Source organism: Microcoleus sp. D3_18_C4, from assembly GCF_036702355.1.
Taxonomy (GTDB): domain Bacteria; phylum Cyanobacteriota; class Cyanobacteriia; order Cyanobacteriales; family Microcoleaceae; genus Microcoleus.
Genome location: NZ_JAUBTF010000073.1, coordinates 1 through 20,221 on the forward strand (window position 1 = coordinate 1; position 20,221 = coordinate 20,221).

Below are 20,221 nucleotides of genomic sequence, written 5' to 3' on the forward strand. Positions count from 1 at the left end.
ATCATTATTATTCACTTAGATTTCTATACAAAGAGGTATTGACAAAATATACTCCCTTCTAACTTGTTACGAATGCTTACTAATTGATCGGGAGCGAGCGCACAACTGACAACATGAAGAACACCCAAATCTTCAAAGGATCTGAGACAAAATTTTAGATAAAAAAAGCCCAGCTCACTCTTTCCCTCGCAAACCCAAAGATTCTTGAGAGGGACAGCAGCTTAAGGATGAGTTTAGGGGATCGATCGCCCATCTAACCAATAACTTTTGTACAAAACCCGCCCTGTACTTCGAGAATTATCACTTTTGCACCTGCATGACAGCCAAAAAGATTATGCTAGAATCCATCAATACGCAGTCGTAGGTTGGGCACGGGCCGAGAAGAGCAATCTTCTTGCAGTCTAGGGGAGGTTGTAGGTCAGCCACCATTTGGGTCTTCCCAGTTGAAAGCCACCCTGCAACATGAGCCTGGAATCTGCAACCGCAGCCGAGTGCGGCAGATAGGTTGGGAGTGTCGCGCTAGAATAAGCAGTACGAGTTAACACTCGAACACAAACGCTCGTTGTGCGAGCGTGACCTCGAAACGGGCACATAGCAGCAGGTGATGGGAATAAATCATGTTTGAACGCTTCACAGAAAAAGCAATAAAAGTAATCATGTTGGCCCAGGAAGAAGCTCGCCGCCTGGGTCACAACTTCGTAGGGACAGAACAGATCCTCCTGGGTCTGATTGGTGAAGGAACCGGGGTTGCAGCTAAAGTCCTCAAATCAATGGGGGTCAACCTCAAAGACGCTCGGATTGAAGTGGAAAAAATCATCGGGCGCGGTTCCGGCTTCGTAGCAGTAGAAATACCGTTCACCCCCCGCGCCAAGCGGGTTCTAGAACTATCCCTAGAAGAAGCTCGCCAACTCGGACACAACTATATAGGTACTGAACACCTGCTGCTGGGCCTGATCCGCGAAGGTGAAGGAGTAGCGGCCAGAGTCTTAGAAAACCTGGGAGTAGACTTGTCGAAAGTCCGCACCCAAGTGATTCGGATGCTGGGAGAAACCGCAGAAGTCGCAGCCACTGGCGGCGGCGCTCGCACCAAAACCCCAACCCTGGATGAATTCGGTGCCAACCTGACTCAAATGGCGGTCGATGGTAAGCTAGACCCAGTAGTGGGACGCCAAAAAGAAATCGAACGGGTAATCCAAATCCTCGGTCGCCGCACCAAAAATAACCCGGTGCTCATCGGGGAACCCGGAGTCGGCAAAACCGCGATCGCCGAAGGCCTGGCCCAGCGCATCGCTAACAACGACATCCCAGATATCCTCGAAGACAAGCGCGTCGTCACCCTCGACATCGGCTTGCTGGTTGCCGGTACGAAATACCGGGGCGAATTTGAAGAACGCCTCAAAAAAATCATGGACGAAATCCGCACTGCGGGTAACGTGATTTTGGTGATTGACGAAGTGCATACTTTGATCGGTGCAGGTGCGGCGGAAGGGGCGATCGACGCAGCCAACATTCTCAAGCCAGCCTTGGCAAGAGGCGAGCTCCAGTGTATCGGTGCTACCACCCTAGACGAGTACCGCAAGCACATCGAGCGCGACGCAGCCCTAGAACGGCGCTTCCAGCCCGTCATGGTCGGCGAACCCACCGTTGACGAGACGATCGAAATTCTCTTCGGTCTGCGAGAACGCTACGAACAGCACCACAAGCTGAAAATCTTGGATACAGCCCTCGAAGCTGCAGCCAAACTCTCTCACCGATACATCTCCGATCGCTTCCTCCCAGACAAAGCAATTGACTTGGTAGACGAAGCTGGTTCTAGAGTTCGCTTGATCAACTCCCAACTGCCCCCCGCAGCCAAAGAACTTGACAAAGAACTCCGCCAAGTCCTCAAAGATAAAGACGAAGCGGTGCGTTCTCAAGACTTTGATAAAGCAGGGGAATTGCGCGATCGAGAAATGACGATCAAAGCCGAAATTCGGGCTATTTCCCAAGCCAAAAAAACCGACTCGGCCCGCACCGGCGAAACCGACCCATCGCCAGTAGTCACCGAAGAAGACATTGCTCAAATCGTGGCAAGCTGGACGGGAGTCCCGGTAAACAAACTGACCGAATCCGAATCCGAAAAGCTGCTGCACATGGAAGATACCTTGCACCAGCGCTTGATCGGCCAGGAAGAAGCAGTGAAAGCCGTTTCCCGCGCCATCCGTCGCGCTCGCGTTGGTTTGAAAAATCCGAATCGCCCGATCGCCAGTTTCATCTTCTCTGGCCCCACAGGCGTCGGTAAAACCGAACTGACGAAAGCTTTAGCCGGCTACTTCTTCGGTTCCGAAGACGCGATGATTCGGCTGGATATGTCCGAATACATGGAACGGCACACCGTCTCCAAACTCATCGGTTCTCCGCCTGGGTACGTCGGCTACAACGAAGGCGGCCAACTCACAGAAGCAGTCCGCCGCCGTCCTTACACCGTCGTGCTGTTCGACGAAATCGAAAAAGCCCACCCCGATGTCTTCAATATGCTTTTGCAAATATTGGAAGACGGCCGCTTAACAGATGCCAAAGGTCGCACCGTAGACTTCAAAAATACGCTGCTGATTATGACCTCAAACATCGGTTCTAAGGTGATTGAAAAAGGCGGCGGCGGTCTCGGTTTCGAGTTCAGCGACAACCAAGCCGATGCTAATTACAACCGCATTCGTTCTTTGGTTAACGAAGAACTCAAAAACTACTTCCGCCCCGAATTCCTCAACCGACTCGACGAAATTATCGTCTTCCGCCAGTTGAACAAGGAAGAAGTCAAGGAAATTGCGGTCATCATGCTCAAAGAAGTGTTCGGTCGTTTGACAGAACAGGGCATCACCCTGGAAGTGACCGAAAAATTCAAAGAACGGCTGGTAGAAGAAGGCTACAACCCCAGCTACGGAGCCCGACCCCTGCGCCGCGCCATCATGCGCTTGCTGGAAGACAGCTTGGCTGAGGAAATCCTTTCTGGCCGCATCAAAGACGGTGACACCGCTGTTGTGGATGTGGGCGAGGACGGAATTGTTAAGGTGCTGCAAGGTCAAAAGCGGGAATTGCTGCCCCAAGGCGCTGAGTAAGTTTGAGTTGTGTGCGATCGCGAGTTAAGTTTGGAAATAACCAATCACGTAATCGCAAACAACTCAAAATCCTCAAATAAAAAAGGTAGAGAATCTTATTTCTCTGCCTTTTTTATGAGTTAATATCAACAGAATGTACCCTGACTTTTCTAAGTATCTTCGTCTTAAAAAATATGAGACCGATCGACTCTGTTTCTGTAGGACGGCGCCCCCGTGTTCGCCATTCCGGGTTTCTGAATACCCCAACAAAGTTTTACGTTTAATTAGAGCGAGCTACTTCAATGGCAATTAGATAATTAGCAATAACTATATAGTGGAGAAATAAATGACATCTGAGAAAAAGAATTTGGGTACAGAAGTAGCAGAAAATCCGCCTGCTGAAAGCTGGTGGCAGAAAGCGTGGAAGTCGCAGCGAGAAAATCTTCAGATAGTGATTATTGCTTTGAGTTTAGCAATAGTGATTCGAGCTTTGGTCGCCGAACCGCGCTATATACCCTCAGATTCTATGGTACCCACTTTGCACGTGGGCGATCGCGTCGTAGTCGAAAAAATCTCTTACTACCTCGAACCGCCCAAAACTGGCGACATCGTAGTATTTGCCCCGCCCGAAAAGTTGCAAGAACAAGGCTTTACCCAAGACCAAGCATTCATCAAGCGGGTAATTGGCTTACCGGGTCAAACCGTCGCCGTTAAAAAAGGTTTAGTTTATCTCAACGACAAACCCCTCGTCGAAAAATATATTGCCGAACCTCCTAAATACCAGTGGGGACCTTATCGCGTCCCAGAAAATGAATACTTTGTGATGGGAGACAACCGCAACAACAGCAACGACTCCAGCAGGTGGGGATTTTTACCTAAGCAGAATATCATCGGCCGCGCTGTAGTGCGGTTTTGGCCTCTAGAACGAATCGGGGAAGTTTAAAGTCAGTTGACAGTTGACTGTTGACAGTTGACTGTTGACTGTTGTCATCGCAAGCCCAATGCCCAATGCCCCATTCCCATGCCTTATGCTGTACGGAAATTTCTACTTATTCTTGCGCCTTAAGGGGTAGGGACTTCCTCCGGAAACTGATAAAATAGTAGAAAAAGCAGCGGGATTTCTCGCCTAGATCAAAATTACTAGAATATTAAAAAATTAGGAAAGCTATGGGATTTTTTGATTCAGAAATTGTTCAGCAAGAAGCCAAACTGTTGTTTGAAGACTATCAATCTCTCATCAAACTAGGTGGCAATTACGGCAAATTCGATCGCGAAGGCAAGAAAATGTTCATCGCTCAGATGGAATCGATGATGGAGCGCTACCGTATTTTTATGAAGCGCTTTGAGCTTTCTGAGGACTTCATGGCTCAGATGACTGTAGAGCAGTTAAAAACACAGCTCAATCAATTTGGCATCACGCCCCAGCAGATGTTTGAGCAAATGAACTCAACGCTGGAGCGGATGAAATCTGAGCTGGAAAAACAATCCTAGTGTCAAAAGGAAGAAGGAAGAAGGAAGTTCGGCAACGGATGTAACGGATGTAACGGATGTCAGTCCGATGGAAGTCGGAAGAAGGAAGAAGGAAGTTCGGCAACGGATTCGCTCGACGGATGTAACGGATGTAACGGATGTCAGTCCGATGGAAGTCGGAAGAAGGAAGAAGGAAGAAGGAAGAAAAAGAAAGTATTCCCCCTGCCCCATGCCCCATGCCTAATCCCTAATGATTAATGACTAATGACTGATAGTTAAGGCCGCTCAAAAGATGAAGCAGGTTTGAAACTTTCTGCGGGAACTCCCTGCAAAGCTTGGCTCATAAAATCGCGCCAAACAGGGGCGACAATAGTACCACCAGTAGCACCGTAGCTCATCGGTCTGTAATTGTCGTTGCCCATCCAAACAGCCACCGACAACTGCGGCACGTAACCCACAAACCAGATATCCCGTTCTGAGGAAGTTGTACCAGTTTTCCCAGCAGCCGGCCGCCCAAGTTGAGCCGCCCTTGCCGTTCCGCTGCTAATTACCCCTTGCAGAGCGCTGTTGACAGATGCGGCCGCCCAGGAATTGAGAACTAATTTGGGTTTGGGGGTATTGTCGAGCAAGACGTTGCCGCTGCTGTCAGTAACTTGCACGATAAACGTGGTGTCAGAATGCCAGCCGTTGTTAGCGAAGGTAGCAAAAGCTCCGGCCATTTCTAAAGGAGTGAGGTCAACGGCACCCAAGGGCAAAGAAATCACAGGTTCCATCGGACTTCTGATGCCTAGCACGCGGCAAATCTCAATCACTTTATTCAATCCGACTTCTTGGCCAAGCTTGACGGCGGGAATGTTGAGAGATACTTCCAAAGCTCTGCGGATGCTGACGGCACCGGAGAAGCCGCCACCGTAGTTTTGAGGGTAGTAGTAGCCGTCGCCGTCGCGGTAGCCGACAGGGGAGTCGTATACAACTGAATCGGGGCTGTATTTGCCACTAGCAAAGGCAGCGTAGTAGATAAAAGGCTTAAAAGAAGATCCGGGCTGGCGGCGTGCTTGAATGGCGCGGTTGAACTGGCTCTTTTCGTAATCGACGCCGCCCACCATTGCTTTGACGAAGTGGGTGCGGGGATCGACGGCGGCTAGGGCAATTTGACCTTCCTCGCGATCGTAAAACAGGCCTTGGTAGTAAAGCCGATTGTGCCACGCTTTGACTGTTTCTTCGGCTATGCGCTGCATTTTGAGGTCGATCGTCGTTTGAACGCGCATTCCTCCCTTAACCACGGCATCTCGCCCAAAACGCCTCGTCAGTTCCTGGACTACGGCTTGTGTTACGTAAGGAACTTGAGAGCCACCAAAAGAGGTAATTTTGCCTAGCTTAATTTTTTCCTGGCGGGCAGCAGTCTCTTGGGCCGGCGTAATCCATTTAAGATCCTTCATGCGGCCTAAAACGAGGGTTTGCCGCTCTTTTGCCAACTTGTAATTGACGAAAGGACTGTATTCTTCGGGGGCAGAAATTAAGCCGGCCAGCATCGCGGCTTCTGAAAGAGTCAAATTACTTGCTGATTTGTTGAAATAGCTTCGAGAGGCTGTCTCTACGCCATACAAGTTGTGACCTAAGTAGATTTGATTCAGGTATAGTTGCAGAATTTGGTCTTTGTTGAGAATTTGCTCCAAGCGGATAGACATTACCGCTTCAGCTACCTTGCGACTAAATTTTGACTGGGGAGAAAGAAACAGGTTCTTGACTAGCTGCATAGTCATAGTTGAGCCCCCTTCCACGGTTCTACCTTTTTCTAGGTTGACTATGAGAGCTCGGGCTATACCGCCGGGGTTGATGCCTTTGTGGGTGAAGAAGTTGCTATCTTCGATCGCCAGAACAGCTCGTTTCAGGTTCGGGGAGATTTGGTCAAGGGGTACGACATCCCGGTTGGCTTCGTCGTGGATACTGGCTAGCGGCTTGCCGTTGATGTCGTAAATGTGGGTAGTTTCTGTGGGAGAGTAGGTTTGCAAGATCCGAACATCTGGCAAATTGCGGAAGCTGATCGCTAAGCCAACCAGTCCACCAGCGACTACGGAACTGGCAAGCATTGTTATGCTGAGTATGGTTCCGGCGGTCACTTTACTGACTGACTGAACAAACTCGAATACGGGGGCTGAGTTTTCCGTGTTATTGCGGACTGCGTTGGTTGACACGTGGATTTCACTTCCTCACTCGATTTGGGGTTTAAGACTTTTAATTTTAGATGCGAACCCTAGAGACAGTCAGTCGATTTTAGATTTTAGATTTTAGATTTTAGATTTATTCCACAGATGAATCTGGGAGTTTGAACAAGAGTCTAAAATTTGGGGATCTCCACGACTGTTGTCGGGGGCTGGTATCCGTTTTTGGGCGGGGTCAGCTAATGAAAGCCGGTCAGCTTTGGGATTATAGTAGCTTGATAGTTATGTTTTTATGCGTCAACCAGTGAGTGTAACTAATTCTGCTGCACTTTGGCAAAATATGATGGACGATCGCTCCCCGATGATAACTCCTAACCTTTCAGCGCTTTACCGCGGCGTCAGCGAGATTTTTCCAGATCGACCTGATTCTAGCAACCCTGACGAAAATTTAGCCCAACTGCTGGCAAAAGTCGATCGACCTTTGCGCGTCAAACTGGGAATTGACGCCACAGGGGCGGACATTCACTTGGGACACAGCATTTGCTTCCGCAAGCTGCGGGCTTTTCAAGATGCCGGTCACACAGCGGTACTGGTCATCGGAGATTTTACCGCGAGAATTGGCGATCCGACAGGAAAGTCCGAGATGCGAAGCCAGTTGACGGCCGAACAAGTGGCGGAAAATGCCAAGACTTATTTAGACCAAGTGCGTCCGATTCTAGATTTTGACACGCCCGGACGTTTGGAAATTCGCTATAACTCCGAGTGGTTGTCAAAATTGGACATGGCGAAGATTTTGGAACTGCTAGGCACGATGACGGTGCAGCAGATGCTCGCTAAAGAGGGATTTGATAACAGGATGCAGCAGGAAAATGCGATTTTCCTGCACGAGTTTCTGTATCCAGTCATGCAGGGTTACGATTCAGTAGTCTTGCAAGCTGATGTGGAGTTGGGCGGAACCGACCAAAAGTTTAATATTGCGGTGGGAAGAGATTTGCAGCGGCATTTTGGGATGAAACCGCAGTTTGGTTTGCTGATGCCGATTTTAATCGGGACTGACGGCGTGCAGAAGATGTCGAAGTCTTTGAATAATTATGTGGGTTTGTCGGAAGATCCGCTGACGATGTATTCTAAGTTGGAGAAAATTGCCGATACTTCGATCGCCCAATATTTTGAACTATTGACAGATTTGCCACTTGATGAATTGCCCGAAAATCCGCGAGAAAAACAGAAACTTTTGGCTGTGGATGTGGTGCGCCAGTATCGCGGTTCGGAAGTGGCGGAACGCGCACAACAAGATGCAATTGCCCTGGTTAAAGGTGCTGCGGGACAAGCTGATGCTGTGGCGGAGTTTTCTTTGGCAAGTGTGCAGTTTCCGGCTAAGTTGTTTTATATTTTGAGTGCTAGCGGGCTTTGTAAAAGCAGCGGTGATGCGCGGAAGTTGATGCAGGGCGGTGGGGTGAAGTTGGAGGGCGATCGGGTTTCTGATGTTAATCTTACTTTTGAATCACCTGCTGATTTATGCGGTAAGGTTTTGCAGGTTGGGAAGAATAAGTTTGTGCGATTGGTGTCTTGAATCTCTTTTTTAACCGCAGATGAATACTGAAGATGAACGCTGATGAACGCTGATAATCGAATTATTGTTGCTTTGGATGTCTCGAGTCAAGAAGAGGCGATCGCACTTCTGGACAAACTGCCGCAAGTATCTTTCTGGAAAGTGGGTTTGGAACTGTTTGTGAGTTCCGGGCCGGGGATTGTGGAAATTTTAAAACAGCGGGAAAAGCGGATTTTTCTCGATTTGAAGTTTCACGATATCCCGAATACTGTGGCTGGTGCTTGTCGTGCGGCTGCTAAGTACAATGTGGATTTATTGACGATCCATTCTACTTGTGGTAAAGATGCTTTGAAAGCGGCACAGTTGGCTTTGACTGAAGGGGCGGCGGCTGTTGATAAACCGACTCCTAAGTTGATTGCAATTACTCTATTGACGAGTTTGAATTCGCGACAGTTGGCTTTTGAGTTGAAAATACCTTTGGAGTTGCCAGAATTTGCTTTGCACATGGCATTGTTGGCTAAGGAAACGGGTTTAGCTGGTGCTGTTTGTTCTCCGCAAGAGGTGGAACAGTTGCGGATGAGTTGCGGGGATGATTTTCTATTAGTTTGTCCCGGTGTGCGTCCGACCTGGGCTGATGGGGGCGATCAAAAACGATCGATGACTCCAAAGGCCGCTTTAAAAGCTGGTGCGGATTATCTGGTGATTGGGCGGCCAATTACTGCTGCGCCCGATCCAGTGGCGGCTTTTACCCGTATTTGTGAAGAGTTGGAGTAACAATACAAATGTTGTTTTTTACCGCCGATAAAAGCCGATGAACGCCAAGGGAATTTTATCTGCGTTCATCTGTGTTTATCTGCTGATATCTGCGGTTGCAACTCCGACTTGGGCAGTTAATTTTGTGACAAATCCTGCTAACAGTATAAATCCCAGTCGGTATGATTTGTTAGTGCGATCGCCCTGTCCCGCTGATTTAGAAACTTTGGTCGATCGTCTGTTGCAAGATTTGCCGAGTTATGCTAATCGCGTAATTGTGCGATCGCACTTTTCTCCTAACAAAAACACACCGCCCGGTTACGCGCTGCCGCAAATAATTTTAGCCGGTCGCCCGGAGTTTGAACCGCTACCTTTAAATTTTGAAGATGCACTTCCTGAAAATGCTAGTCAAGTTTTCATTACTACTTTGGAACGGCAGTATCGCGGGGGAAAACCAGTCGAAATTGAGCAATATCATTGGTTATTTTTCACTAAAACGGAGAACGGGTGGGAATTAGTAAAAATTGTTTCTCGGTTTAGTAGAGTGGCGGATGTTCGTCCGTTGTCGCCGCCAGAAAGTGAGAAAAGCGCAATTGCTGAGGCGATTCGTTTGTGGTTGCGAGATTGTCATGCAAAAGGAGAAGTGTAAAGGGCTAAGAAGTCCTCGCGGCAACACAAGCCACCCGAAAACCGATGTTGTTGTTGCGGGTAGATGGCTGATACCAGTGGCGAAAGCCCGCACGACAGTACCCCGGATTGCTGTACCACGAACCACCGCGCAAGAGCCGAGCTTTGTTATCATTTTTAGATTGGACTAATAAATCAAGATAATTTTTATAACGATGATCATTGCTATTCTCATCCCATACGCTGCCATCAGTCGGTGCTCCGTGATAGCTATCATGCCAGGGGTCAGCGCACCATTCGTAAACATTGCCGTGCATATCGTATAAACCAAAAACATTGGCGGGAAAACTGCCTACATCTGTAGTTTGTCCTCTATACTGACCTTTTGGTGAATTATTGTAAGAATAGTTGCCGTGATAGTTAACCTGATTAGTAGTAATTGTTTGACCAAAATAGAACGGCGTAGTCGTACCAGCACGACAAGCATATTCCCATTCTGCCTCACTGGGCAAGCGATAATTGTGTCCGGTATTTTTAGATAACCTAGCACAAAATTCCACAGCATCATACCAACAAACTTGTTCTCCTGGTCGATTATTACCTTTGAATCTAAAGGGGTCTGGGTGGAGGTCATATTGAATCTTTGGCAATTTAGCTACAGCTTTCCACTGTGCTTGAGTAATAGCATATTTTCCCATGAAGAAAGGTTGAATTGTTACCCGATGTTGCGGCTTTTCGTTATCAAAGCTTTCTGCTTCAGTTTTCGGCGCACCCATTATGAAAGTTCCACCGGGAATAGCAATCATTTCCAGAGTAATGCCATTACCCCAATCTTCAGTAAAGGATTGCAACTGAGAGGGTTTTCGTTGAGATTTAGCTGATATTTGAGTAGATGCTACTTGTAAATGCTGAAAGGGTTTTGCTTGTGGTGGCGCTGGTATTTTAGTAGGTGATACTGAGACAGGATTAAGAGATTGCAAGACTTCTGCTGCTGATTGATAACGCGCACCCACTGGAAACAGGAGCATTTTATCTAATACTTGCCCCAAGTCATTGCTGATGGAAACTGCCTTATTTCTCCATACCCATGCCATTTGCATCGGGTCAAAAAGTTCGTCAACCCAAGTTCCATTATTTTCTTCCAGCAAACACCCGGTTAATAACCGAATGCAAGTTACACCAAGACTATACAAGTCACTCGCTGGAAAAACATGACCTTGCATTTGTTCCGGTGCTGCATAACCAGGAGTGCCAGTCACAGTTCCCACTCTAGTCAAAACACTACCGCTCAATTCCTTGGCAACTCCAAAGTCAATCAAGACTAGAGAACCGTAAGAATTTCTAATGATGTTTTCCGGCTTAATATCTCGGTGAATGACCTTTTGCTTGTGCACAAAATCTAATATCGGTAGCAATTCAGTTAGTAATTGCTTAATCTGTTTTTCGCTAAACTTTCCCTGTTTCTGTAATTCTTTTAATAAATCTTCACCGTCTATAAATTCTTGTACTAGATAGAAGCGTTTATCTTGTTCAAAGAATGCCAATAAATCAGGGATTTGAGGATGTTTACCCAAATCTCGCAGTCTCACTGCTTCTTGTTTGAATAACTCCGTCGCTTTCTGAATAGCTGCACTCCCTTGTAGTTGTGGGAGAAATTGTTTAATCACACAGATTGTATCAAGTCGATGTTCATCTACCGCTTTGAATGTACGGCCGAAACCACCTTCGGAAATGTATTTAACTGCACGGTATCTGTCTCCGAGTAGCAGTTTGTTTCCGCAGCGTTGGCAGAATTTGGTGATGGGTGGGTTTGGATGCTGGCAGTCGGGATTAAGGCATTGACTCATACAATTTTCTGGTTTTACTATTTTAAGATTAACACAATTTACGCATTGTAATACCAGTTCCCAACAAGCTATGATTGGACGATTAGGCCCTCGATCGCCCCTAGCCCCCCTTCTTAAGGGGGGGACAAGAGTGAGCATCAAAGTCCCCCTTTTTAAGGGGGATTTAGGGGGATCGAGACTCGGGAAAAGCGAAATTTATCATGTTCTCTTTAACTTACTGCTTTAAATTCATCCAATTTGGCTTTTATTGCCTGCATATCTTGCCACATATACCATTTCGGAGTCTCCGGTTCTCGGGAGGGATTTCGCAACAAGTATGATGGGTGAAAAATCGGCATACACAAACGATTTTCCCATTCAATCCACTGACCTCTAATTTTACTAATAGGGCGCTTGTCGCTTAGCAAACCTTTGAGGGCTGTTGCACCAGTTAATAAAATAATTTTGGGGTCTAAGATGCGAATTTGTTCGAGCAAGTAAGGTTTGCAAGCTTCGATTTCTTTTGCTGTCGGAGGGCGGTTGTTGGGAGGGCGACATTTGATAACGTTGGCAATGAATACGTCGGTTTCTGCACTCAATCCCACAGATTCTAAAATCTTATCTAAGAGTTTGCCCGATCGCCCGACGAAGGGCAATCCGGTTTCGTCTTCGTTTTGTCCGGGCGCTTCTCCCACAATCAAAATAGAGGCTTGAGGATTGCCGCGCCCGATGACGGCGTGAGTGCGGCTGTTGCCCAATTCGCAGCGGTAGCAGCGGTTGCAGTGCTCGCCGATTTGTTCCATATTTTGATAAGTGCCGGGAGGGATGGGAATTTTGGCATTTGCTGGTATTGAGTCTGTTTGGAAAGTGGCACTTTGATTGTTGTCAAAAAGGCTGAGTTGCAAGTCGCTGGACATACGTTTTACAATTAGGGAGATATTTTGGAGTCTAGAGTTTATAGTTTAGATCGGGTTTGGTGATTTGAGATTGGCTAGATGCTTGTGTGCGATGCTGTCGATTCGCTACGGGATAGCTACGCTCGCGCGTACAATCTCCAATTAACACTGGCACAATCTCCAATTGTTTGGTTGAGCTCGTACAGGCAAAAATATGTTCTCTAACCCGTTTTTTGACGATCGCGCCGATGCAGGCGAAAAACTGGCCGAGGCAGTTGTGGACGAGTTCGGCAAGTTGAGTTTAATGACACAGAAGGCGGTAAAACCAATTGTTTACGCCTTGCCGCGCGGTGGTTTGCCCGTTGCTGTGCCGATTGCGCGCCGCTTGTGCTGTCCTTTGGATGTGGTTGTCGCCAAGAAAATTACTCGCCCAGATAATTTAGAATTGGCGATCGGGGCTGCAACTGCTGACGGTCACGTCCTCTGGGAAAAGCAAAAGCAGCACAATTTACGCTTGCAAAAATCAGCATTGCCCGTGGCTCAAAATAATGCTCAATCTCTGCTGGCGGATTTATCTCCTGGACGCCCCAATGTGAGCGCGGCCGGGGCTTTGGCGATTTTGGTAGATGATGGCATTGCTACGGGGATGACGATGGCTGTGGCGGCTAAGGCTTTGGAGTCGCAGCAACCGCTGGCTTTGTGGATTTGCGCGCCTGTCGCCCCGGCAGATTTGATGGGATTTTTGGCCCAAATGGGCGATAAGTTGATCCTTCTGGAGACTCCTCACCCTTTTTACAGTGTTAGTCGCTTTTATGGGCAATTTCCGCAGGTGGAGACGGCGGAGGCTTTAAGGTGTTTGCAGCAACAAACTGAATGGCGATCGTAGGTTAAGCTAGAAGGCTAAATCCAAAAGCTCGATCGCTAAAACATGAGACCTTGGCAATATTGGTTGGACACTTTGATTCTGTCTACTCAGCACAATCCGCCTCGCTTTGTTGAGTTGGTGATGTTGACTTTGGCGATGATGTTGCTGGGGCTGTGGAGTGTAACATTGCAGTGGCAGTATTTAACGCTGTCTTTGAGTTATATAATTGGTTCGTCTTTTTCAATTTTGGTGCGGGAATCCCTGGGTCCACGGCCACAATTTCAACTAACTCATCTGACAGCATTGTTGTTATTAATTATCAGTTTTTATAGTTTTGCTGAACTGATTAGATAGTTGATGTTGTTTTTGACGAACCGCGAAGACGGGAAGAACCACAGGCGGGACGCCTGTTCCCCAAAGGAAGAGAAGAGGATAGAAGAGGAGATCGAGAGTTCACCAATAATTAGCCCTCATCCTACATTCTCATTAGATTGATGTAAAATTATGCGGTTGCCGACAGGATCGAAGGCATAGATTTCTAGACCGTGAGAAGCTTTGATAATTTCTCCGCTGGGCGGATAACCTAAAGCCCAAATTCGGGCGATCGCAGTTTCGATATCGCTGACTTCCAAACACAGACTTATGCCTGTTTTTGCTCGATTTGCAAATTCCGATTTGTGGGAATCTTTGGGTTTGAATATGCCGAGTCTTAAGCCTGGGAGTTGAAATTCAGCATAAGTATTGGGAATGTAAGGGTTTGGTTCTATGTCGAGAAATTTTGTGTAAAATTTAACGAGAACTTCCTTATCAAGGTCTGCTAAAGTTACTAGGGCTGCGCTGTATTGGAAACTCATATAAATTGGTAATTGGGAATTAGTAAGGGGCAATTAGTAATATTATAACTTTCTCTCTATTTAAAATCCTCCAATTCGTCCGACTATTTGGATTTTACCTTGTCGAGATCCTTTGAGAATCACAGCTTCGCCGCTTTGCGGTACAATATCAGTGATAGCGGTAATATTTACTTGATGAGTTACCAGAATAATCACGCCTTTTGTGTTGCGATTATCAACAATTAATTTGCGAATGGTCGCTGTTTGTCTGGCTTCTTTGCTGCTGTCGCTAAAGAACGAGTTCAATGCTGGGAACGGTTCGACTTTGCCTATATTTATCAGTTTTGCTGTTTCCCAACACCTACACCACTGACTGGATAAAACTCTGGCAACTTTGATGTTGCGGCTGCGAAATTCTGCTCCAATTTGCTTGGCTTGGGTTTGTCCCTGTACTGATAAATTGCGCTGGGTGGAACAGTCACCCAACTTAAAGTTAGCAGGATCTCCCGTACCTGGGGCGATCGCGTGTCGCATTGCTACCACCAACCCCGTCTCCCCCCGCTGCAACAATTGCCACCCTGCTTGAGTTTGCGCGTTGGTTGCTGCGTCAGAACTTGCAGTTGCAGTAATTAAGCCGATCGACAATACTAAAGCTAGCGACCGGAAAAACCATTTCCAGTTAAGGTAAATCCGTGCAGCCATTGTTGCAGAAGTTAGGAATTAACTTATCATATTATAATACAACAAATATTGCTCTATGGAACTCACCAATTTTATTGCTCTGTCTGTCATTATTGCCCTCGTGCTGGGGATTGGGTTTGGAACAATGACTTGGGCTTACTTCGGCAAGGGCAGCATTTCTGTACTCTTTAAAGAACCAATTTTAACTTACCCAGAATTTCCCGATACCGAAAGCGGCAGTAAGGCTTCCGTTTATTTTCAACAAGGAATTGAGGCTTATCAGTCGGGAAAGTACCGCAAAGCAAAAGATAAATTTACCAGCGCTGTAGAACAAGTTTCAACTTTGGCAGAAGCTTACCACAATCGTGCCTTGGCTTGTGCAAATTTGCGATCGGATGAGGAGGCTGTTGCAGATTTGATCCGTGCCAGCGAATTATACCAACAGCAGGGGGCAGGATTTGCGATCGACACAATTAAACAAAATCTGGCCGCCTTGAAGCAGCGCAAATTAGAACGAGAAAAACAAAAAGCAGTAGCGACCTAAATTATTATGTTCTGCAGTGAAACTCAACTAACTCACACCTAGAGTTTAGGTCTGAAAAACCCGGTTTCTTGAGTGTGGTTGGGAGAAACCGGGTTGGTTTACAGAATTTTTATTAAAGTTGAAAATCAAGATTTAACATTCTCCCATTCAACTAAATTGTTCTGGAAGCTTCTATTTGGTCGATTTTAGCAATCATCATTTCTCGGCTAGGTGCCACAACTCGATAATTAGTAATGGGATCGTAAGCTTCCCATTCTTGAGTTACTTCGCTGTCTTGCCACAAAAACCATTCGCGGTAAATTTCGCCGTCATCAATGTCGCCGCACAAGGGAAGCCAATCATCTCCTCCCAAATTATCAAAGTCTCCTCCTACTAAGTCAATCCAAGCTGTAAGGATACAAGAGTCAATAGCATTATTGTTAACAGTGACTGCGTTAGAGTGAAGAGAAGTTTCGGGAAAACAAAGTGTGGATTTCATAAGCTGTACCTGAATGTTATGTTATTAATTTATAAAAAAATCCTCTAGGTCAGTGACAGCAGAATGCCGCTATCCTAACCTCCACAGTTCCCAGCTCGAAAAACCTTGACACCCAAAGCGGTCAAATGCCTCTGCTGTATGACTTGAGACCGCTTTGAGTCGAGTCGCTACAGAGGCTAAATTGAGCCACTTTGCCAACTGGCATAGAAGAAAGCCCGATCGACCAAATATTGCTGGCGAAGGCTCTCGCGCATTGAGGAGCAAAGACAGCGCGACTGCCAATTGTATACTGGGTAAGTTGGCGAGTTTCCGTACAGTTTTTGTGATAAAATTAGCAGCACGCGAACTTTCATATCGACAGCCTCGTTTGGTCAAAAGCTTTGCAACGAGCTTTCCAACAGTGGTGCGATCGCCAGTTTTGATTTATTGTTAATTTTGCCAAGTCCCGATCGACTTTTAGGGAAAAAAATTATGCAAGCAACCAACCAAGAAGGAATTATCAATCTGACAATCCACTATACCAACGGCAAACAGCAACACTTCCAGTTCATTGCGCCAGAGGGAACAGTAGGAGAGCAAGCAACTTTAGGCACTCGCCTGCACAAAATGTTGACTGCAGACCCGATAATTCTCGAATTGGCAGATAAACTGGTAGTTATCCCAGTTCACAACATACAAAGTATTGAAATATCGCCGGTTCCTCCCAAATTGCCAGAGGGTGTCCTTTACCCAATGCGAGAAATCAAGAAATAGCTAAGGTGTTCTGCATCTAAATTAAACTGAAAGGCGGGCAATATGCCCACCCCACGCAAGCTTTTAATAAACAGAAATTTCCCCATTAAATGCGCGAAAACTTATTACAGCTCACAGATGGAAATTACCTAAAAACTTGTCGAGCGCAGGGGACGATATATGTCACATGAGTGAGGGGAATAATTGCAGGTTTCACAGACTTTAACTTACCGAAAAAAATGCTAGAACTCCACTGCCACACTACTTATTCCGACGGCACTCTCACCCCTGCCGAACTCGTAGCCGCCGCCGCGTCTTCGGGGGTTCGCGCCTTGGCTGTCACCGATCACGATACGATGTCGGGTTGGGATGAAGCCTTCGCTGCTGCTGCTTTGTACGGTATCGAAATAGTCCCCGGACTCGAACTCAGCACCGTTCACAACGGCCGTTCGCTGCACATTTTAGGTTTTTATCCCGATGCAAATAAGTTGCGAGTTCCTTTGAACGATCGCCTGGAAGGAAGGTTTCGCCGATCGCAGGAAATGGTCGAAAAATTAGCAGCAATGGGATACGCGATCGAACTGCCAAAAACATCCCCAGGAATGGCACCGGGAAGGCCTCACATTGCCTCTGCACTAGTAAAAGCTGGTCACGCGAAATCATCGCGGGAAGCATTCGATCGCTGGCTGGGAGATGACGGCCCGGCTTATGTGCATTACGAGAAATTCTCGATCGCCGAAGGCATTGATTTACTGAAAAGTTGTGGCGCAGTACCAGTTTGGGCTCACCCTTATTTATTTCGCGGCGGCGGTGTTGAGGAAGTCTTAAAAGAATTAGTAGATGCTGGTTTAATGGGAGTTGAAGTATACCATCCTAGCCACAGTTCCAGCCAAATCCAAAAGTTGAAAGATTTGTGTCTTGATTACGGTTTGCTGGCAACTGGTGGCAGCGATTATCACGGCCCCGATCCGGAAAGGAAAGCAGCAGATAGCACCCAATTGAATATGCTGCATTTGCCGCTAGAATTACTCGAACCGATTAAAGTTGCTGCGGCGAGTTTGAAATAGTTTTTTAGGACGAATTTTGCCGACATATACAGTTGTCACTAAAAAATCCTTGGCTTTTTTAGTGACGAGTTTGCCGCAAGTAAATCATCAGCAGAAGACCGAGGTCAAGCAGAATATAAATTAATATGAAGTTAAAGGTAATTGCAGGCGAGTTGATTTTACAATTTTAGTATAGCAACTTGCCAAACGGAGCTTATCATGAGTACAGAAGACAGAGCGAAGGCGATCGGCAAAAATTTAGAAGGCAAAGCTCAGGAAATTTTCGGTAATATTACGGGCAACAGAAAAGACCAGGTTGAAGGCAAAGCCAAACAAGCCGAAGCTGCCGCCCGCCACGCAGCAGAAGATGCTAAAAATGCGGTGAAAAATCTGGCAGATAAAGCCAAAAGGTCGATCGACAAATTGTAGAAACTGCGTTATACCAAATCCTGGCTAATAGAATTCGCTTCATATCAAATCCTTTGCTATCAATAGGGTTTGATATGATTTATTTTTTGAATGTGCATAAAACTGGGTGACTCCTGCGACATCTCTTCAAAAGCGCAGTGGAGAAGTCCCTATGATTGTTAATTTTACACCCGATTAATTTCGTAGTAAGGACTTCAGTCCTTATCACATTGCCTTTTGGAAAAATTTTTGCTCAATTCTGCATAAAGCCGCCAAAACCTGCGATATCAGAGTATCAACACGCAAAAACTGGACTATGACGAGACATGATACCCCCGTCGAAGCCTTAGCAGGTTTAGTTCCTGTAGCGGCAAGTTTCAACTTGTTGCTTCCACCCACGGGTTGGGAACTCAAACCGATTGCCTTGAGTTTGTTATTGCTGGCACGTTACAGCGCTATTTTCCCTGGGATAATCGAATTATCTCGATGTCATCCAAACGTGCCTGTGAACACCGACGAACAGTTACGCCAACTTCTACAACTCTTGAAAGACTCGCAAGAGGGTAGTAAGGAAAAAGAAAGACTCAAAAATCAATTGTGCCAACTCATTCCCCATTTGCCCGGAATTCGCAAGCATCCTTATCCTAATATTGATTTAGAGGAAATGATGCAGGAAGCTTCTTGCGGTTTTATCAAAACGCTTTCGGCATTTTTGCGGGGAATTGACCTCGACAATCTCGCTGCTGATGTGTTGCGAACCCGAGTGGTTCAGCGGTTCAATAAAACTCTCAAGAACAAAGTCTATGACCAATATCGCCGGATGCAGCAACAGATTTTTACTGTTAGTTTTGATACTCCGATTACGAGCAACCCCGGTGAAGAATTTGAGGCTCAACAACCGATAGACGATACCACAAAAAATGGGATTGAGCAACTCATCGAGAGAGAACAAGCTCACAATAAGCAGCGCATCGGCCGCAAACTATGGCAGTGTATTGAAGACGATCCGACGGGAGAACTGCGAAACAGTTATCCCAATGAAAAAATAGATAAGACTCAGCCAAACACTCCCGAAAATCGTCGCCCTCGACCGGATGCCAATTGTCACATACTGGCAGTGCGATTGCTGCTGAAAGACCCTCCTGATAAATTATCGGTAATTGCCAGAGAGTTAAATATTGACTATCAAACTCTCAACTCTCACTGGAAAAGAACAGGTTTTGAACTCGTTAAAGAGATTGGCAATAGAATTGCTAAAGAATGTGGATATCAACCGGAGGAATAATGGTGAATAGCATGGATACTTATTTGTTACAAATTCCTCTGGAGCAAAGTGCCCGCAATTTTGCTCTGCAATTTGCTTCAGAGCAAGCTAATCCGCAAAAAGGCAAGCGGGTTTATTTCAATACCCTGGCGGTTTGGGCGGTTAACTATTTCTTGGAATGGATGGAAATTGAAACTGATATTGATGGTGGTGATAGTTGGAATCCAGCAATGCGGGCGGTTTTGGATGTCGGCGATTTGGTTTTGCCGGGGATTGGCAAGATAGAATGCTGTCCGGTTCAGCTTGGAGAATCGGCGATTTCTCTGCCGGAAGTGCGAGGAAACCGCATTGCATATATCGTCGTTCAGTTTGCCGAACCTTTCGATAAGGTGAAACTTTTGGGGTTTATTCCGGCTGTGGAAATTCTGGATGAAACGCAAGAAATTTCTCTAACTAATCTCAAACCAGTTGAGGAATTGTGGGATTATTTGGATCGGATTGAGTTGGCAATTCCGCTGTTGCAAGGTGAAATTGAAGAGTTGCTATCTGATTTGGAAGAAGATGACCCCGTACAAGCACAAGTTCGGGAGAAATTGCAAAACAAATCTATTTCTGAAATTGTGGCAATTTTGAATAAAGTTTTGCACAGTAGTGAGAAATCTGACTGGGGATATGAAGGGGGGAAGGCTTTAGCGGGAAGTGGTTATAGTAGTCGAGGTTTGGAAAATAGAGATATATCTTTCTCTCGTGATAAATCTTCACCTGTTGAGAAAGCTTCAGATATTGAGGAGGATGTGAAAGCGGAACTGAATCTGATTGCTGAAGATTTGTTAGAGAAGTTAGCTGAGATTTGGGGAGATGGTGATGACTTGTAGGGGTTCCCATCGACTGAAGAAACCGGGTTTTTGACCACATCTGCGGGTTGAAACGAAATATTTTCGTCCATCAAACCCGGTTTCTGAATTCCCACCGACAGAAGAAACCGGGTTTTTGGCCACATCTGCGGGTTG

General features: G+C 46.4%; 22 protein-coding genes. 15 read left to right on the forward strand and 7 right to left on the reverse strand.

The features are described from left to right. The first annotated feature begins 617 nt into the window (after positions 1-617). The 4 genes from QUA90_RS25915 to QUA90_RS25930 all read left to right on the forward strand — a co-directional run bounded on the left by QUA90_RS25915 (position 618) and on the right by QUA90_RS25930 (position 4,788). On the forward strand, positions 618-3,095 hold the full coding sequence (locus tag QUA90_RS25915) for an ATP-dependent Clp protease ATP-binding subunit (protein ID WP_190733781.1): 2,478 nt from the start codon (positions 618-620) through the stop codon (positions 3,093-3,095). Between the two features lie 325 nt (positions 3,096-3,420). Beyond that, positions 3,421-4,017, forward strand: a complete 597-nt coding sequence (gene lepB, locus QUA90_RS25920; RefSeq protein WP_333317723.1) for a signal peptidase I — start codon at positions 3,421-3,423, stop codon at positions 4,015-4,017. 224 nt (positions 4,018-4,241) lie between these two features. After that, on the forward strand, positions 4,242-4,565 hold the full coding sequence (locus tag QUA90_RS25925; RefSeq protein ID WP_006632589.1) for a DUF1825 family protein: 324 nt from the start codon (positions 4,242-4,244) through the stop codon (positions 4,563-4,565). A gap of 67 nt (positions 4,566-4,632) precedes the next feature. After that, positions 4,633-4,788, forward strand: a complete 156-nt coding sequence (locus QUA90_RS25930; protein WP_333448288.1) for a hypothetical protein — start codon at positions 4,633-4,635, stop codon at positions 4,786-4,788. A 31-nt stretch (positions 4,789-4,819) separates the two neighbouring features. On the opposite strand, the gene QUA90_RS25935 is transcribed toward QUA90_RS25930, so the two are convergent. Beyond that, entirely contained in the window at positions 4,820-6,739 is a 1,920-nt protein-coding gene (locus tag QUA90_RS25935; protein WP_333448289.1) for a transglycosylase domain-containing protein, read from the reverse strand. A 307-nt stretch (positions 6,740-7,046) separates the two neighbouring features. Between QUA90_RS25935 and tyrS the strand changes: the two genes are divergently transcribed. The 3 genes from tyrS to QUA90_RS25950 are packed head-to-tail and all read left to right on the forward strand — an operon-like array spanning position 7,047 to position 9,660. Further along, complete coding sequence (gene tyrS, locus QUA90_RS25940) at positions 7,047-8,279, forward strand: tyrosine--tRNA ligase (protein WP_333326503.1); 1,233 nt, start codon at positions 7,047-7,049, stop codon at positions 8,277-8,279. Positions 8,280-8,321: 42 nt separating this feature from the next. Beyond that, positions 8,322-9,032 (forward strand): orotidine-5'-phosphate decarboxylase, encoded by a 711-nt coding sequence (pyrF, locus tag QUA90_RS25945; protein ID WP_333448290.1) that lies wholly within the window; start codon positions 8,322-8,324, stop codon positions 9,030-9,032. A gap of 37 nt (positions 9,033-9,069) precedes the next feature. Further along, the gene (locus QUA90_RS25950) at positions 9,070-9,660 is read left to right on the forward strand and encodes a hypothetical protein (RefSeq protein WP_333448291.1); all 591 of its coding nucleotides are present in this window, start codon (positions 9,070-9,072) and stop codon (positions 9,658-9,660) included. A gap of 4 nt (positions 9,661-9,664) precedes the next feature. Here QUA90_RS25950 and QUA90_RS25955 read toward each other — a convergent pair whose 3' ends face one another. Next, on the reverse strand, positions 9,665-11,485 hold the full coding sequence (locus tag QUA90_RS25955; RefSeq protein ID WP_333448292.1) for an SUMF1/EgtB/PvdO family nonheme iron enzyme: 1,821 nt from the start codon (positions 11,483-11,485) through the stop codon (positions 9,665-9,667). Positions 11,486-11,694: 209 nt separating this feature from the next. Beyond that, entirely contained in the window at positions 11,695-12,381 is a 687-nt protein-coding gene (locus QUA90_RS25960; RefSeq protein WP_333448293.1) for a uracil-DNA glycosylase, read from the reverse strand. Between the two features lie 193 nt (positions 12,382-12,574). Here QUA90_RS25960 and QUA90_RS25965 point away from each other — a divergent pair, with 193 nt between their 5' ends. Together QUA90_RS25965 and QUA90_RS25970 are read left to right on the forward strand one after the other, a co-directional pair. Next, positions 12,575-13,246, forward strand: a complete 672-nt coding sequence (locus QUA90_RS25965) for a phosphoribosyltransferase family protein (RefSeq protein WP_333448294.1) — start codon at positions 12,575-12,577, stop codon at positions 13,244-13,246. Positions 13,247-13,288: 42 nt separating this feature from the next. After that, entirely contained in the window at positions 13,289-13,579 is a 291-nt protein-coding gene (locus tag QUA90_RS25970; RefSeq protein ID WP_333289089.1) for a hypothetical protein, read from the forward strand. A gap of 116 nt (positions 13,580-13,695) precedes the next feature. Here the strand turns inward: QUA90_RS25970 and QUA90_RS25975 are convergent, their stop codons facing one another. Continuing rightward, positions 13,696-14,079: a VOC family protein gene (locus QUA90_RS25975; RefSeq protein ID WP_333082152.1), complete on the reverse strand. Its 384-nt coding sequence runs from the start codon at positions 14,077-14,079 to the stop codon at positions 13,696-13,698. 60 nt (positions 14,080-14,139) lie between these two features. Further along, positions 14,140-14,760 carry a histidine phosphatase family protein gene (locus tag QUA90_RS25980; RefSeq protein ID WP_333448295.1) on the reverse strand — a complete coding sequence of 207 codons (621 nt, stop codon included), beginning with the start codon at positions 14,758-14,760 and terminating at the stop codon, positions 14,140-14,142. 55 nt (positions 14,761-14,815) lie between these two features. Between QUA90_RS25980 and QUA90_RS25985 the strand changes: the two genes are divergently transcribed. Next, the gene (locus QUA90_RS25985) at positions 14,816-15,283 is read left to right on the forward strand and encodes a hypothetical protein (protein ID WP_333384352.1); all 468 of its coding nucleotides are present in this window, start codon (positions 14,816-14,818) and stop codon (positions 15,281-15,283) included. A 151-nt stretch (positions 15,284-15,434) separates the two neighbouring features. Here the strand turns inward: QUA90_RS25985 and QUA90_RS25990 are convergent, their stop codons facing one another. Then, the gene (locus QUA90_RS25990; protein ID WP_333384351.1) at positions 15,435-15,761 is read right to left on the reverse strand and encodes a hypothetical protein; all 327 of its coding nucleotides are present in this window, start codon (positions 15,759-15,761) and stop codon (positions 15,435-15,437) included. A gap of 176 nt (positions 15,762-15,937) precedes the next feature. Continuing rightward, the gene (locus QUA90_RS25995; RefSeq protein WP_333384349.1) at positions 15,938-16,114 is read right to left on the reverse strand and encodes a hypothetical protein; all 177 of its coding nucleotides are present in this window, start codon (positions 16,112-16,114) and stop codon (positions 15,938-15,940) included. Between the two features lie 118 nt (positions 16,115-16,232). Between QUA90_RS25995 and QUA90_RS26000 the strand changes: the two genes are divergently transcribed. From QUA90_RS26000 to QUA90_RS26020, 5 genes are all read left to right on the forward strand, one after another. Continuing rightward, positions 16,233-16,514, forward strand: a complete 282-nt coding sequence (locus QUA90_RS26000; RefSeq protein ID WP_333082156.1) for a hypothetical protein — start codon at positions 16,233-16,235, stop codon at positions 16,512-16,514. 218 nt (positions 16,515-16,732) lie between these two features. Next, positions 16,733-17,560, forward strand: coding sequence for a PHP domain-containing protein (locus QUA90_RS26005; protein ID WP_333448296.1), 828 nt, complete (start codon positions 16,733-16,735; stop codon positions 17,558-17,560). A gap of 198 nt (positions 17,561-17,758) precedes the next feature. Then, complete coding sequence (locus QUA90_RS26010) at positions 17,759-17,968, forward strand: CsbD family protein (protein ID WP_006632574.1); 210 nt, start codon at positions 17,759-17,761, stop codon at positions 17,966-17,968. Between the two features lie 295 nt (positions 17,969-18,263). After that, positions 18,264-19,232 (forward strand): hypothetical protein, encoded by a 969-nt coding sequence (locus QUA90_RS26015; protein WP_333082158.1) that lies wholly within the window; start codon positions 18,264-18,266, stop codon positions 19,230-19,232. Further along, positions 19,232-20,086 (forward strand): DUF1822 family protein, encoded by an 855-nt coding sequence (locus QUA90_RS26020; protein ID WP_333448297.1) that lies wholly within the window; start codon positions 19,232-19,234, stop codon positions 20,084-20,086. Before QUA90_RS26015 ends, QUA90_RS26020 begins: the two co-directional genes overlap by 1 nt. The last annotated feature ends 135 nt before the right edge of the window (positions 20,087-20,221 follow it).

Excerpts from the sequence above, each read along its gene's own strand:
- QUA90_RS25915 (WP_190733781.1), top strand. The coding sequence starts at position 618 with ATGTTTGAACGCTTCACAGAAAAAGCAATAAAAGTAATCATGTTGGCC.
- lepB (WP_333317723.1), top strand. The coding sequence starts at position 3,421 with ATGACATCTGAGAAAAAGAATTTGGGTACAGAAGTAGCAGAAAATCCG.
- QUA90_RS25925 (WP_006632589.1), top strand. The coding sequence starts at position 4,242 with ATGGGATTTTTTGATTCAGAAATTGTTCAGCAAGAAGCCAAACTGTTG.
- QUA90_RS25930 (WP_333448288.1), top strand. The coding sequence starts at position 4,633 with ATGGAAGTCGGAAGAAGGAAGAAGGAAGTTCGGCAACGGATTCGCTCG.
- tyrS (WP_333326503.1), top strand. The coding sequence starts at position 7,047 with ATGATGGACGATCGCTCCCCGATGATAACTCCTAACCTTTCAGCGCTT.
- pyrF (WP_333448290.1), top strand. The coding sequence starts at position 8,322 with ATGAACGCTGATAATCGAATTATTGTTGCTTTGGATGTCTCGAGTCAA.
- QUA90_RS25950 (WP_333448291.1), top strand. The coding sequence starts at position 9,070 with ATGAACGCCAAGGGAATTTTATCTGCGTTCATCTGTGTTTATCTGCTG.
- QUA90_RS25955 (WP_333448292.1), bottom strand. The coding sequence starts at position 11,485 with ATGAGTCAATGCCTTAATCCCGACTGCCAGCATCCAAACCCACCCATC.
- QUA90_RS25960 (WP_333448293.1), bottom strand. The coding sequence starts at position 12,381 with ATGTCCAGCGACTTGCAACTCAGCCTTTTTGACAACAATCAAAGTGCC.
- QUA90_RS25965 (WP_333448294.1), top strand. The coding sequence starts at position 12,575 with ATGTTCTCTAACCCGTTTTTTGACGATCGCGCCGATGCAGGCGAAAAA.
- QUA90_RS25970 (WP_333289089.1), top strand. The coding sequence starts at position 13,289 with ATGAGACCTTGGCAATATTGGTTGGACACTTTGATTCTGTCTACTCAG.
- QUA90_RS25975 (WP_333082152.1), bottom strand. The coding sequence starts at position 14,079 with ATGAGTTTCCAATACAGCGCAGCCCTAGTAACTTTAGCAGACCTTGAT.
- QUA90_RS25980 (WP_333448295.1), bottom strand. The coding sequence starts at position 14,760 with ATGGCTGCACGGATTTACCTTAACTGGAAATGGTTTTTCCGGTCGCTA.
- QUA90_RS25985 (WP_333384352.1), top strand. The coding sequence starts at position 14,816 with ATGGAACTCACCAATTTTATTGCTCTGTCTGTCATTATTGCCCTCGTG.
- QUA90_RS25990 (WP_333384351.1), bottom strand. The coding sequence starts at position 15,761 with ATGAAATCCACACTTTGTTTTCCCGAAACTTCTCTTCACTCTAACGCA.
- QUA90_RS25995 (WP_333384349.1), bottom strand. The coding sequence starts at position 16,114 with ATGAAAGTTCGCGTGCTGCTAATTTTATCACAAAAACTGTACGGAAAC.
- QUA90_RS26000 (WP_333082156.1), top strand. The coding sequence starts at position 16,233 with ATGCAAGCAACCAACCAAGAAGGAATTATCAATCTGACAATCCACTAT.
- QUA90_RS26005 (WP_333448296.1), top strand. The coding sequence starts at position 16,733 with ATGCTAGAACTCCACTGCCACACTACTTATTCCGACGGCACTCTCACC.
- QUA90_RS26010 (WP_006632574.1), top strand. The coding sequence starts at position 17,759 with ATGAGTACAGAAGACAGAGCGAAGGCGATCGGCAAAAATTTAGAAGGC.
- QUA90_RS26015 (WP_333082158.1), top strand. The coding sequence starts at position 18,264 with ATGACGAGACATGATACCCCCGTCGAAGCCTTAGCAGGTTTAGTTCCT.
- QUA90_RS26020 (WP_333448297.1), top strand. The coding sequence starts at position 19,232 with ATGGTGAATAGCATGGATACTTATTTGTTACAAATTCCTCTGGAGCAA.